At 27.4% G+C, this 13327-nt stretch carries 13 protein-coding genes; all 13 read left to right on the forward strand.

What is annotated here, in order from left to right; translation table 11 throughout:
- The first annotated feature begins 1 nt into the window (after position 1).
- Positions 2–1483, forward strand: coding sequence for a DnaB-like helicase C-terminal domain-containing protein (locus MLC52_RS09875; RefSeq protein WP_434580240.1), 1482 nt, complete (start codon positions 2–4; stop codon positions 1481–1483).
- 275 nt (positions 1484–1758) lie between these two features.
- Positions 1759–3102 carry a reverse transcriptase domain-containing protein gene (locus tag MLC52_RS09880; protein ID WP_434580241.1) on the forward strand — a complete coding sequence of 448 codons (1344 nt, stop codon included), beginning with the start codon at positions 1759–1761 and terminating at the stop codon, positions 3100–3102.
- Positions 3103–3309: 207 nt separating this feature from the next.
- A complete protein-coding gene (cas6, locus tag MLC52_RS09885) occupies positions 3310–4131 on the forward strand; it encodes a CRISPR system precrRNA processing endoribonuclease RAMP protein Cas6 (protein WP_434580243.1) in 822 nt (273 codons plus the stop codon).
- A complete protein-coding gene (gene cas10 / locus MLC52_RS09890; protein ID WP_434580244.1) occupies positions 4128–5648 on the forward strand; it encodes a type III-A CRISPR-associated protein Cas10/Csm1 in 1521 nt (506 codons plus the stop codon). Before cas6 ends, cas10 begins: the two co-directional genes overlap by 4 nt.
- Entirely contained in the window at positions 5645–6040 is a 396-nt protein-coding gene (csm2, locus tag MLC52_RS09895; RefSeq protein ID WP_434580245.1) for a type III-A CRISPR-associated protein Csm2, read from the forward strand. Before cas10 ends, csm2 begins: the two co-directional genes overlap by 4 nt.
- Before the next feature lies 1 nt (position 6041).
- Complete coding sequence (gene csm3, locus MLC52_RS09900; RefSeq protein ID WP_434580247.1) at positions 6042–6674, forward strand: type III-A CRISPR-associated RAMP protein Csm3; 633 nt, start codon at positions 6042–6044, stop codon at positions 6672–6674.
- Between the two features lie 2 nt (positions 6675–6676).
- Positions 6677–7552 carry a type III-A CRISPR-associated RAMP protein Csm4 gene (gene csm4, locus MLC52_RS09905; RefSeq protein ID WP_151899682.1) on the forward strand — a complete coding sequence of 292 codons (876 nt, stop codon included), beginning with the start codon at positions 6677–6679 and terminating at the stop codon, positions 7550–7552.
- Positions 7549–8862 (forward strand): RAMP superfamily CRISPR-associated protein, encoded by a 1314-nt coding sequence (locus MLC52_RS09910; protein WP_434580249.1) that lies wholly within the window; start codon positions 7549–7551, stop codon positions 8860–8862. Before csm4 ends, MLC52_RS09910 begins: the two co-directional genes overlap by 4 nt.
- A 77-nt stretch (positions 8863–8939) precedes the next feature.
- A complete protein-coding gene (gene csx2 / locus MLC52_RS09915; protein ID WP_434580251.1) occupies positions 8940–10160 on the forward strand; it encodes a TIGR02221 family CRISPR-associated protein in 1221 nt (406 codons plus the stop codon).
- 57 nt (positions 10161–10217) lie between these two features.
- Positions 10218–10997, forward strand: a complete 780-nt coding sequence (locus tag MLC52_RS09920) for an MYG1 family protein (protein ID WP_434580253.1) — start codon at positions 10218–10220, stop codon at positions 10995–10997.
- 2 nt (positions 10998–10999) lie between these two features.
- Positions 11000–11956 (forward strand): WYL domain-containing protein, encoded by a 957-nt coding sequence (locus MLC52_RS09925; protein WP_434580255.1) that lies wholly within the window; start codon positions 11000–11002, stop codon positions 11954–11956.
- Positions 11957–12030: 74 nt separating this feature from the next.
- Positions 12031–12630, forward strand: a complete 600-nt coding sequence (locus tag MLC52_RS09930) for a DUF4433 domain-containing protein (RefSeq protein WP_434580257.1) — start codon at positions 12031–12033, stop codon at positions 12628–12630.
- A 13-nt stretch (positions 12631–12643) separates the two neighbouring features.
- Positions 12644–13327, forward strand: coding sequence for a macro domain-containing protein (locus tag MLC52_RS09935; RefSeq protein WP_434580258.1), 684 nt, complete (start codon positions 12644–12646; stop codon positions 13325–13327).

Genomic DNA, 13327 nt, shown 5'->3' on the forward strand with positions numbered 1-13327 from the left:
AATGAAAACATTAAAAAAAGAACTTTCTGTTATAAATAGCGAAGATACTGGGATAACAACTGGGTTCAATGAACTGGATAACAGGATTAATAAATTTAGAAATAAAGAGCTAAATGTAATTGCTGCAAGGGTTGGTTTTGGAAAAACATCATTCATTCTAAGTAGTGTATTAGAAAATATACAGCAGAACAACAATGTACTCTATTTTTCATTAGATCTCACAAAGATTCAATTGTTAAAAAAAATAATTAGTATGACAACTAATATTCCATTAAATAATTTAAAAAATGCCACAGATTTTTTAATCAAAGAGATAGAAAAATTTGGAGCTAGTATCAATAATTTGTATATAGATGATTCAAAATACATCACATTTGATTATATTAAAAAAATTTCTAAAAAAATGGTAGAAAAGAACAATATTAAGATGATTGTAATAGATTATTTTCAACTTATTGAAAATCATAATAATTCAAATCTTGCAAGAGAATTTAAAAAATTGGCAATTGAATTAGACTTACCCATAATATTGCTGTCACAGTTAGATAAAAGTATAGAGAATAGAATAAATAAAAGACCATACATCAGAGATATTCAAAATAATTATATTGAAATGGAAGCAAATACAATTATAATGATATATATTCCCCAGTTTTATGAAGAAGATATAGCACTTACTAAAGAGGAAAACGCATTGTTGCAAGGCAAAGAGCCAAATAATTGTTATATCCAAAAACGGGAGCCAGATGTTACTATTTCAATTATTAAAAATATATATGGAACTTCAACTTTAAATTTTGTATTTCAATTTGAGACTGGAAAATTTTTCTCTTTTGAGTTTGATGATAAAATAATGATACATGATAAAGAGATAATGTCTCTATTACAAAAAATGAATGCAACTTTTTGTTATTCATCTGGATTATCAAAAGAAATTATAAAAGATATATCGATTTTATATGTTGATAAAAAAGATATAGAAAATATTCCTGAAGATGTGTTTTCTCTTGTAAATCTAAAAGAATTAATATTAAAAAACAATACTGTTAGAACTATATCTCCAAATATATACAAACTAAAAAAATTAGCTATATTGTCTTTGGCTAACAACCATCTTGAATCATTACCTGCAGATATAGATCGATTGCATAATTTAAGAGAGTTGGATATTAGTAACAATCCTACACTCAAGGTTATTCCTGAAAACTTTTCTAAACTATCTCTCAGATATCTAAGTATAGATGGAAATTTGTTAAATAAAGACATTACAATTATAGAAAATATATATACACTTCAAGAAGTTGTTATCCATGGTGGATTATTATCAGAAGAAGTATTTAAATTTTTAGCAAAACTTGTGCATCTTAGAAAAATTGAATTTATCTCTATAGAAAATAATACTATTGCTAGATCTATAGGTAATCTTACAATAAAAAGCTGTGAAAGAAATTTGGAAAATATTACCTATGAAATGATGACTTAATATAGTTTTGATTTGAATATGCAACTGTTAGAAGAAGATAAGAAGTTAACATTTCCATAAAATATAATTTTAGACAAAATATGACCAACCTTGTAATGTATAATTACATTAAGCAAAACATATTACCTTATCTTTTGATTTGGTAGATCTCTGTTTAATCAGAGATATAAATAGATAAAATTAATGCTTAGGCATTTAGATATAATAAGCTTAATATTTATTATTAGGTATAAAATAGAAAACTTTATATGTTTTGCTTGCTAAATGGAGATTAAATGAAATTTAAAAAGTATTTAAAAAGCAAAGCACTTCACAAGATTTTTGAAAAAAAAATAAAGAACAGTGAAATAACAGGAACAGATGGAATCTCTACAAAAAAATTTAGTAATATTATAGATGATGAAATAAATATCATAAAAAGAAAAATTAAAAATCATACATATAAATTTTCTCCCTACAAAGAACAACTCATACTAAAAGGTCAAGATTCAAATCCTAGAATAATATCTATACCAACTAACAGAGACAGATTGACTCTTGCTGCCTTGCAAAAATTTTTAAAAGATGAAATTAAAGATAGCATATCTGATGATAATGTAAACACAAAAGTTTCAAAGATTATAAAAACTTTAAAACTACAGCAGTATGATAGTTTTATAAAAGTAGATATTGAAAACTTTTTCCCAAATATTGACCATGCGATTTTGGTTGAAAAAATGGAAAGTTACATAAACGATGAAGAAGCGATTTATGTTGTAAACAAAGCCATAAAACAGATAACTATCTCCAAAGGAAGAAGAAAGAACAAACAGAATGAAACAAATGGAAAAGGCATTCCTCAAGGTTTATCTATTTCAAGTATTTTATCTCAAATATATCTAAGTGATTTAGACAAAATATTTGTTGCAAAAAGCAACTTAAAATATTTTAGATATGTTGATGATATTTTAATATTTTGCAATAAAGATGATGTAGAGAAGATAATCTCTGAAATATCTGAACAAATGAAGTTGTTGAAACTAACTATGCATGAGATAAAAACTCACAGTAACAAATCAACTGTCGGCTCACTTAAAGAAGATAAATTTCAATACCTGGGATTTGAGTTTTTTAAAGATAAAATATCTGTAAGAGAAAGCTCAGTAGATAGACTCAGGGAAAGAATTGTTGGGGTATTTTACAAAAATATAAAAAATGATGATGCCACACTTTATAGAGAATTAAATCTAAAGATATCAGGCTGTGTTTACAAAAACAAACAATATGGCTGGATATATTTTTTCAGACAAATAGACAATCTTACTTTACTCTACTCATTAGATGATTTTACAAAAAAACTCTTTAAAAGATTTCACAGAGAGTATGATGAGAAAAAAATCAAGAAGTTTACTAAAACATACTATTTTCTAAAAAGTTACAACGTAGAAAAATTAGATTCAAAAAGCTACATTCCAAACTTTACAAAAACAAAAGGTGATGAATTTGAAGATCCAGACCAAGAAAGTCGTGTAAAAATATCAAAGATAAGACTTAATACAGAAGGACTATTATCGCTTAATGTTGATAAAGAAATAAAAAAAGTGATAATAGATTTAAAAAATGATGTAGAATTTTATTGAAATACGAGTATATAAAAAATCTATCAAGATATGGTGCTTTTAGTTACAATAGAGTACAACCTTAAAAAGTTTATAAAGTGTTAAATAACTAACTATTGTATAATATTTTAAACTTTATTTAAACTATTTTTATAATAAAAAGATATAATATATTATGCAATGGAAAAAACAAAAAATCACTTTAAATAAAGTTATTGTGAAAATATTATGATTTTTACAAAATTATCTATTATTATAAATGCAAAACCTCCATATTTTATAGGTTCACAACTTCGTGGTGCATTTGGGTATGCTCTTAAAAAAGTTGTTTGTATAAATCCTTCTTTTACATGTGATGGCTGTTTTGCAAAAGATAGTTGTCTCTACTATGACTTTTACGAGAAAAAGAACTCTTTTCATTCATATAGGTTTGATTTTGAGTTAGGTTTGAATTATTATGATTTCAATCTTTATCTTTTTGAAGATGCAGTTTCTAAACTACCTTATGTAATTTCGGCTTTTATTAAACTTTTGGGTGAAGTTGGACTTGGTCGAGACAGATTAAAATTTAGCAATTTTGATATATTTGTAAATAATACTCTCATAAACAAAAATGGCACAATCCAACTTCCACAAAACTACACAAAAACCTTTACAATAGAAAATTATTACCAAGATGTTTTAATCAAATTCATCACACCTTTAAGGATTAAAAAGAACAATAGATTTTTAAGAGATGATAACATAGAGTTAAAAGATATAATCAATTCAATCTATCAAAGGCAGATGAAACTCTTGGGAAAAGATTATAGAAAATTTCCTTACAAGATGAAGGGTAAAATAGTAAAAAAAGGGTTAAACTATAAACAACTAACCAGAAGAAGCAACCGACAAAAAACTACTATGAACCTTGATGGCTTAATAGGTGAGATAGCCATAGAAGGCTTAACAAAAGAAGAGTACAATATCTTAAGAATTGGCGAACTTGTAGGTGTTGGAAAAAGTACAGTCTTTGGGCTTGGCAAGATTGAAATTAAGGAGAGTAAGTGAGTATATATAAAAAATATTTTGATGAAAATTTTGACAATATAGTTAAAAATGAAACTAAAAAAATATCACATCTTTTAGATTATGATATGTTTATAATTTGTGGGGATTTTTATGGTATTCAAAAGTTTATATTCGAAAGATTAAGTGCTAAAAATGCAAGTAAAGTTTTAAGAGCAAAATCTGCTTTTATTCAAGTTTTTACAAAGTATATTGCAAAATATATATGCCATAAATTAGGCATAGACGAGGACTATATTTTAATTTCAAATGCTGGTAAGTTTGAAATAATTTCACCCATAAGAGATGAAGCTATATTGCAAAATATTCAAAAAAAGATAAATAACTACTTCATAGCTAATTTTTATGGGCTTAGTGGTATGAATATTTGTAGTGTTACATGTAGTAAAGATGATTTTAATGATAAAAAAAGATATAAAGCACTTAGAACAAAAATAGCAAATGAAGTTGAGATGCAAAAATTTAGTAAATTCTCACTCATCTCAAGAGATGAATTTGTGCTAAATTATGATAACAATATAGACAATCACAACTTATGTTCTATTTGTAACATACGAAAAAAGATTACAGATAATTGTAAAATTTGTGATGAATTTATAAAGCTTGGAAGAATTTTAACTCTAAAAGAGCAAACAAACTATAAAGTAGATTATCTAAAAGATTTTTCTACAACCATACTCATAGATAAAAAATTAAAATCTTATATTTTAAAAGATGGTAAAAACCCAGCTACTTTTGAGACTTTGGCTAAAAATAGTTGTAGTGAGCTTGAGAGTGGAGTAAGATCTTTAGCTATACTAAAAGCTGATGTTGATAGCATGGGTAATTTTCTACAAAATAGTGATGTAACAGATAGCTTTGAAAATTTTGATACTTTTTCAAAAACCCTAGATAACTTTTTCTCTTTATATGTTCCAAAACTTATGAGAGAAAACTATAAAAATACATATACAGTTTTTGCAGGTGGAGATGACCTGTTTTTAGTTGGAAGTTGGGACGAGGTTTTAAAATTAGCAAGAGAAATTCATAAAGATTTTGAAAAATTCATAAAAGGTAAGCTTAGTATATCTTTTGGTATATCTTTAGCAAAACCATCTACCCCTATTAGTTATTTAGCAAACCATACAGAGGAGCTTTTAGAGAGTGCAAAAGAGATAGATGAAGATAAAAATGCAATCTCACTATTTGGTGAAACAGTTAAGTGGGATAGCTACTTAAAAGTGTATGATAAATTGCAAAATAGTTTTAGAGAGTTTGAAAAAGTTGTAAATAACACTTCGTTTTTATATAGACTTTTAGAGCTTTGTGATATGAGTAAAAATATACAAAAAAATATCAAAAATACTATGTGGAAATCAAAACTAAACTATACATTTATGAGAAATGTAGGTAAAGAGCATTTAGAGTTGTTAAAAGTTTTAGATGAGATGATAGAGAAAAATCCAAAGGAGAGCAAGATGTTTTTAAATGAATTTATTTATAAAAGGAGAGAAGTATGAGCAATATAATTTTAGATTATAAAAAAGATGTTGAACTGTTTAATGAAACTGCAAAAAAATGGGCAAACGATATTGGCACAGGAAGAGGTGGAGTGCAAAATACTCAAATAAGAAAATTTTATGATCAAGTTTTAGATTTAAAACAAAAGTCAAAAGATTTAAGTGAAGATGAGTTTAAAACAGATTTACTACCATTTGTAAAGATGTTAAACTCAAAAGTAGCCTATGCAAGTACAAGAAAAAGTGCAGGTGGAAACTTAGTAAATAAAGCATTTGTAGATATGATGGAGAGCTGTATAAAGCAGGTAAATTCAAAAGATAAACTAGATATTTTTAAACTATTTTTTGAAGCAGTTGTAGGATTTCACAAAAGTTTAGAAGGGAGAAAATAAGATGAAAATAGTAAATATAAAAGGTCAAATCGAACTACTTAGCGGTCTTCACATAGGTGGAGGAGATGATACTATGAAAATAGGTGGAATTGATAATGGTGTTATAAAAGATATAAATACAGATAAACCATATATTCCAGGAAGTAGTTTAAAAGGTAAGATGAGAAGCCTTTTAGAGTGGCATATAGGAGTTGTAGGAATTGGTGACGGCAATCCATTTAGTTCTAAACTTTTAAATGATAGTATCTTTAATGATGATGCCAAAAAAAATTATGCTCAGAATCTACTTAAACTTTTTGGAGACAAGGAGTGTGCTTTTGGTATAACTCGCATAAGTGTGGGAGATTGTTCACTCTCTCAAGAAACAGTAGATAAAGAGTTAAAACTTAGTGAAGCAAAGTATGAAAATGTTATAGATAGACAAACAGGAACTGCATCTAACCCAAGACAAACAGAAAGGGTGCCTGCAGGGGTGAAGTTTGATTTTGATATAAGAGTAAAAGTGCTAGATGATGATAATGGAGATGAGCTCGTATCTATGGTAAAACAGGGGCTTGATTTGGTAGCAAATGATTATCTTGGTGGTAGTGGAAGTCGTGGTTATGGTAGAGTAAAATTTCATATAGAGGATTAGTTATGATACTTTATAAAACTACCATAACTCCAACATCAAATTTTGCTACAACTCTAAAAGGTGATACTCTATTTGGTCAGATCTGCTGGGCCATAAGGTATCAATTTAGTGAAGATAGACTAAATAAACTATTAAATAACTATGAAACAAATCCTTTTTTAATTGTATCTGATGGTTTTGCAAGTGGATACTTACCAAAACCAAATATGCCAAGCTTACTTTTAGAAGAAGATGGCAATTTAAAAAAACAAAATCGTAAGAAAATCTGGCTTACTTTAGATGAGTTACAAAATGGGAACTATAAAAAAGCAAAAACAGATATACAGGTCGATAATAAAGACCAAACTCAAAGTAGTGTTAAAACTGCTATAAATTACAGAACCAACACAACGGGCAATGGATTTGACCCATACTCTATTACTGAAGCGTATTTCTCTAAAAAAGATATATACTTTTTAATTGATGATAATTTTTCATTAGATGAGTTAGAAACTTCTTTAAATACTGTTTCTCAAATGGGTTATGGCAAAAAAGCTACTATTGGAAAAGGAAGATTTACTATAGGTGAGTTTGAAGAGATAAAACTAAACACTACTTCAAAAACATTTATGACATTATCACCATCTGTTTTAAATGGCATAAATGCAAAAAATGTTTATTATGAGCCATTTACTAGGTTTGGAAAACATGGAGCAGAATTATCAAACACAAATCCATTTAAAAAGCCAATTATTTTAGCAGATACTAAGGCAGTTATAAACTTTAAAGATAAAACAAACTTAGAGTTTGTAGGCAAAGCTATAAAAGGTATATCTACCCACAACAATACTGTTCATCAGGGATATAGCATGGTTATACCTATAAAGGAGATTTTGTGAAGACTTACTACTTAAAACTAACAGCTCTAACACCATTACATGTAGGAACAGGTGAAGTTTATGAACCTACAAATTTCATCATAGATGATGGCTATTTGTATGAGTTTGATGAGATGTTGTTTATGCAAAGTTTAGATTTAATAACAAAAAATTCATTTTTATCAAAGCTTGATGATTATTTGCAAATAATAGATTTTTATAAGAAAGATGAGATTAAATCAAAAGTAAAAGAGATAGCATTTTCAAAAGTAAAAGTATCTAAAAAAGTAGAGGCAAAATTTAAAACTATAAGAAACAAAGATGGCAGTAAAAATAAAAACCTTTTTGAAATACAAAAAACCTTTAAAAATGTAAATATTCATACTCCAATTATACCAGGTAGTAGCATAAAAGGTATGCTAGATACTGTTTTTAAAATATATCCGGATAGAAGTGGTAGAGTTGAAAATAGTGTAAGACAAAAGTTAATTATTTCAGATACAATTTCACTAAATGCAAATGTAAAAATAGGATATAGTTACAGAAAACACAAAAATCCAAACAAAGAAGCAAGAAGTGATATACCTCAAATTGTAGAGGTTGTAGATAATGACTCTAATTTTATATTTAGTATAAAAACAATTTATGAATTTAATACAATCATAGAAAAATTTAAAAAATATTTCAATCAAAACAGTAGAGAAAACAGCTACTTTAAAACTACAAACAGTAGTTTTGTAGCAAGAGTTGGAAAATTTAGCGGTAAAGCTTTTATGGTAGATGACGGGCATAATATTCTAAATACTTATGATAAACCAATTGCCACACATACACTTTTTGAAGATAATTCACCTTTTGGTTGGGTAAATATTGAACTAATTAGTGAAAATGAGTATAAAAATTCATTAGCAACTATTGAGCAAAATGAGAAAAAATATTTCGATGAACTATCTCATAAACAATATAATATAAAACAAATTCTAAAACAAAAAAAAGAGGAACTAAAAGCCAAAGAAGAAGCAAAGCAAAAAGAGTTAGAAGAGGAACAAAAAAGGCTAAATGAGGAAGCTATAAGAATAGAAGAAGAGTTAAATAGCATGACACCTTTTGAAAGATTTATAGTTGAGCTAAAAGAAAACTATCCAGACAAAAATGCAAGTGAGTCTGTTGTTGTATTTCAAGCTATTGAAAATGAACAAATAGATGAGTTTAAGCAAGAAGCTTTAGAGTTTGTGAAATCAAAGATGATAGAAGAAAAAGTTTGGGACAAACCTAAGAAAAAATCAGCTTATAAAAGAACTTTAAAAATTATGGAGATGTTAAGCTTATAAATTAGACATTTTATAATCACTAATTGCCTTTATGGTTATTTTGGTTTTTGTATTAAAAAAATTTAGGAGATGAAAAAATGGCAAAAATTTTAATTAGTTCGTTAGGTACAGGAAGAAAAGAGGAAGGTTCTTACAAAAAAGCAAAATATAGATTAGACGACAAAGTTTATGAAACATCTTTTATAGCTAAAGCAATAGATGAACATATAAATTTAGACAAGATATTTTTAATAGGTACTATAAAATCTATTTGGGATGAAGCATATATTGTTTTTGATGGTGATAACAGTGAAACTCATGAAGAGTTATACGATAAAAAAGAATTAGGAGAAACAACTTTAGCACTTCTAAAAGAGATCGAAAAAGATACTGATTTTAAGATCAAACCATTTTTAATTGATTATGGATTAAATGAGAATGAGATATGGAGCAATTTTGAAAAATTCATTAAAATTTCAAAATTTATTGAAGATGGAGATGAAATTTATTTAGACATAACACACTCTTTTCGTTCTTTATCTTTAATGTCTTATGTTATGACACAATTTGCTTCATCTGTATCAGATAAAAACTTTACTGTTAAAGCAGTATATTATGGAATGTACGAGTATAGCTATGAAAATAAAGATGGTATTACACCTATAGTAGATATTAAAATATTATTAGAATTGCAAGATTGGATAAAATCTATAGAAGCTATTAAAAGATATGGAGACTTTAATGCTTTAATAGAACTTCTTGAACAAGATAACTCTTTAGAAAAACAAGTAAAAAATACTTTTGTAAATTTGAATAATACAATAAATATCGCAAATATGTCGGCTATGCAACAATTCATTCAAACAGCACATAAAAAATTAAATAGTATTGAAACTTCTTCAAATAAAATTGTAAAACTTTTAGCACCTGAGATAATTAAAATTATAGATGAATTAAATTATGATAAAAAATCAGATTTTCAGTTTGCATTAGCAAAATGGTTTTTTAAAAATCATAATTATGCACTTAGTTATATGGCTTTGTTTGAAGCTGTTGTAACAAAAACTTGTGAATTAAAAGAACCAAATTTAGATAGTTCTGATAAAGATGTAAGAGATAAAATAAAAGGGAGGGTAGATTACCCTTACAATATAGAATTTTTAGAAAATAAAGATAATAAAAATGAAAATTTAGATAGTTTATCTTCTATACGGCATAGTATAGTGCATCAACTAGATAATAGAAAAGATAAGGTCAATCAAGATATTAAAAAGCTTTCATATTTTATTGATTTATTTGAAAAGTATTTTGATAAATAGCTAGTCACTTTATGTCTAAAACTTTCTCTATACTTCCATAAAAAGGAAACTAGACATATGAAAAAATATATATCTACACATAATGGTATATTTCATTCAGATGAGATAACAGCCATAGCATTACTAGAGCTTTTTAGTGATGATGAGATAGTAGTAAAGAGAGTAGAACACAATACTAAAGATTTTAGTGAGTTTGATATGGTTATAGATATTGGACAAAAGTTTGATGGTGTGAAGTTTTTTGATCATCATCAATATAGTGGTGGCAAAAGTAGTGCTGGACTTATTTGGGACTATTTAGAAGTTGCAAAAGAGTATCCTAAAATCTCGAAACTTATAAAGTTGGTAGATGCTAACGATACAGGTGTAAAAAAAGCAGAGCCTTTTGAATACTCTAGTCTTATTAGATGTTTTAATAGTGATGATATAAACTCACCAAAACAAGATGAAGCATTTAGAGATGCAGTTTTGTTTGCTAAGAGGATTTTAAAATCTTTAAAAGATGCACAAGATGAGATATATGAAGCAAAAGAGATAGTAGCAAACTCATATCTATTTAACGCTAATAGCTCTATCTTGGAGTTAGAAAAGTTTACTAAACATTGGTCAAGTTATATAAATGGAGAAAAAACTCCACATATAAAAGCAGTAGTTTGGCAAGATGAAGCAGATGGAAGTTACAAGATAAAAATTGCACCAAAAAAAGTTGGTTCATTTGAGTTAAATGCTAGAAGACTACCACAAAATGGAAGTATGGAGTTTGTACATAGTGCTGGTTTTTTTGCAGTTGCAAAAGATAGAGAAACAATGAGTGAATATTTAGAAGGAAAGATATAGACATGGCACAAATATCAACATTTGAAAAATATATATTTTTATTAGAAGAGTTTGAAAGACGACAGAACAAAACACTTGATGCGTATGATGAAGTGCTACTCTATGAATTAAACCTAAGTCCTAAACAGCTTGGAAGGTTATTAGATGAGTTAAAACAACATTTTGATAATATAGAAAAATCTAAAAATGGTAAAAAAAATATTTATAAACTTATAAAACCCATAGACATCTTTACAGAAGCCTTTGAAAATTCTCAAGAAATAGGTTGGCTTTTACAGATGGCTCATGAGGGTGATCCCGAAATATTTAAAGATTTAGAAAAACTTACAAAAAAAGACAAACATCTATATATGTTTAAAAATACCCCTTTTGAAGATATAAGCAACTTAGAATCAAAACAAAGCTTTTCAAGACTAAAAAGAATCATAGAAGCAAGAGAGTATGCAAAGCTTACCTTTATGTATGATGAAACAGTGTATGACAACCTCAAGTGTTTAAAACTTGTTTTTATGGACAACAATTGGTATGTTGCCTATGCAGATAGTGAAGATAAACTTAGATTTGGTCGTATAAGTTTTATAAAAAGAGTTGATTTTGGGTCAAAAGTAGGACATTTTCAGCCATCATCAGTGCAAAAACATTTAAACTTTTTAGAAAATGAAGTGCAAAACTCTATGACACTGTACGGTGTAGAGAAAAAAGTAGCCACACTAAAAGCCTTAACACCCATAGCAAAATACTTCAAAAAAGATATGAAAAAGTTTCTAACATTTCAAACATTTTTAGAGGAGTTGGCAGATGGTAGCATACTCTTTAGTGTTACATATACACAAGAGTTAGAGATTCTCCCATTTGTTCAAAAATGGCTGCCTGACTTGATCATACTTGAACCACAAGAGTTAAAAGAGGCTTATGAAAAAAAACTTCAAAATGGAATAAAAAATTTATCTAATAAATAAAACAATCTTTTCAACTAGACAATTAATGTCTATTTAAAATTCTATACTTCTTCTATCAAAACAAAGGATAGAAGATGAACAAAATGCTAACAAAAGAACTTTTAAAAAGATTTCAAATTGGTTCACTTAAACATATGACACATATAGATAATCTTGATTCTATTTTTAAATATGGACTCCTCTCACATAACAATCCTTACAAAAAAAGAGACATCAGTAATAGAGAAGTCAATAATAGAAGAGATAAAAATGAGGCTATTTTTTATCATAATGTTCATGATTATGTTCCATTTTACTTTAATCCTCGCAATGCTATGATGTGGAAAAACAAAAATGAAGACATAGTTGTGCTTGCTTTTAGCAATAAACTTTTGAATTTTGAGAAAACTATCATTACAGATAGAAATGCTGCGACAAATGGCGTTAGATTTTTTTATGATGTAAATGACTTACAACAAATAGATTGGAATTTAGTATGGAGTAAGCATTGGAATAACAAACCAGAAATTGTAAAGCAAACAATGATGGCTGAAGTGCTAGTCTATAATAAAGTGGGTATACAAAATCTTTTAGGTATTTATGTAAAAAATCATACACAAAAAAATTATATTATGCAACGATATGCTTTAAAAGAATCTCAGATTATGATAAAACCAGATATGTTTTTTAACTAAAAAGGAGTCAAAAATGGTCACAGAAAAAAAAGGAAATATTTTTACAACAAAAGCACAAACAATCGTAAATACAGTAAACTGTGTAGGTATTATGGGAGCTGGAATAGCTTATGAGTTTAGACTGCGACACCATGATATGTTCACTAAATATCAAGCTCTTTGTGACAATAAACAAATAACAATAGGAAAACTCTGGATATACAAAAGCAAAGAGAAAAATATACTCAATTTTCCAACAAAAAAAGATTGGAAATTTCCGTCTAAAGAGGAGTATCTTACCAAAGGTTTAGAAAAGTTTGTAGCAACTTATAAACAAAAAGGGATTACATCCATAGCTTTTCCGCTACTTGGAGCCGACAAAGGTGGTTTAAAACCTGAAAAATCCCTTGAAATTATGACAAAATATTTAAGTCAATGCGACATTGATGTGGAAATATGGCACTTTGATCCAACAGCAGAAGATGATTTGTATAATAATTTTAAGAATATATTTTTATCATTAGAAGAAGATGTTATAAAAAAAGAATCAAAAATAAGAGCAGATATACTCAAAAAGATAAAAAATGCACTACAAATTCCAGAGATAAATTCACTAAGTGGACTGCTAAGAGTCAAAGGGGTTGGAGATAGATCTTTAGAAAAATTATTTATATATATAGATAATTACAAAAAAGAAAAAACTCTTTTTGACTTTTAA

Origin of the sequence: Sulfurimonas sp. NW15 (assembly GCF_051132285.1) — a bacterium.
In the GTDB taxonomy this organism is placed as follows: domain Bacteria; phylum Campylobacterota; class Campylobacteria; order Campylobacterales; family Sulfurimonadaceae; genus Sulfurimonas; species Sulfurimonas hydrogeniphila.

Coding starts and splice junctions, on each gene's coding strand:
- MLC52_RS09880 (WP_434580241.1), top strand. CDS start 1,759: ATGAAATTTAAAAAGTATTTAAAAAGCAAAGCACTTCACAAGATTTTT.
- MLC52_RS09920 (WP_434580253.1), top strand. CDS start 10,218: ATGAAAAAATATATATCTACACATAATGGTATATTTCATTCAGATGAG.
- csx2 (WP_434580251.1), top strand. CDS start 8,940: ATGGCAAAAATTTTAATTAGTTCGTTAGGTACAGGAAGAAAAGAGGAA.
- MLC52_RS09925 (WP_434580255.1), top strand. CDS start 11,000: ATGGCACAAATATCAACATTTGAAAAATATATATTTTTATTAGAAGAG.
- MLC52_RS09935 (WP_434580258.1), top strand. CDS start 12,644: ATGGTCACAGAAAAAAAAGGAAATATTTTTACAACAAAAGCACAAACA.
- cas6 (WP_434580243.1), top strand. CDS start 3,310: ATGATTTTTACAAAATTATCTATTATTATAAATGCAAAACCTCCATAT.
- MLC52_RS09875 (WP_434580240.1), top strand. CDS start 2: ATGAAAACATTAAAAAAAGAACTTTCTGTTATAAATAGCGAAGATACT.
- MLC52_RS09930 (WP_434580257.1), top strand. CDS start 12,031: ATGAACAAAATGCTAACAAAAGAACTTTTAAAAAGATTTCAAATTGGT.
- csm2 (WP_434580245.1), top strand. CDS start 5,645: ATGAGCAATATAATTTTAGATTATAAAAAAGATGTTGAACTGTTTAAT.
- csm3 (WP_434580247.1), top strand. CDS start 6,042: ATGAAAATAGTAAATATAAAAGGTCAAATCGAACTACTTAGCGGTCTT.
- csm4 (WP_151899682.1), top strand. CDS start 6,677: ATGATACTTTATAAAACTACCATAACTCCAACATCAAATTTTGCTACA.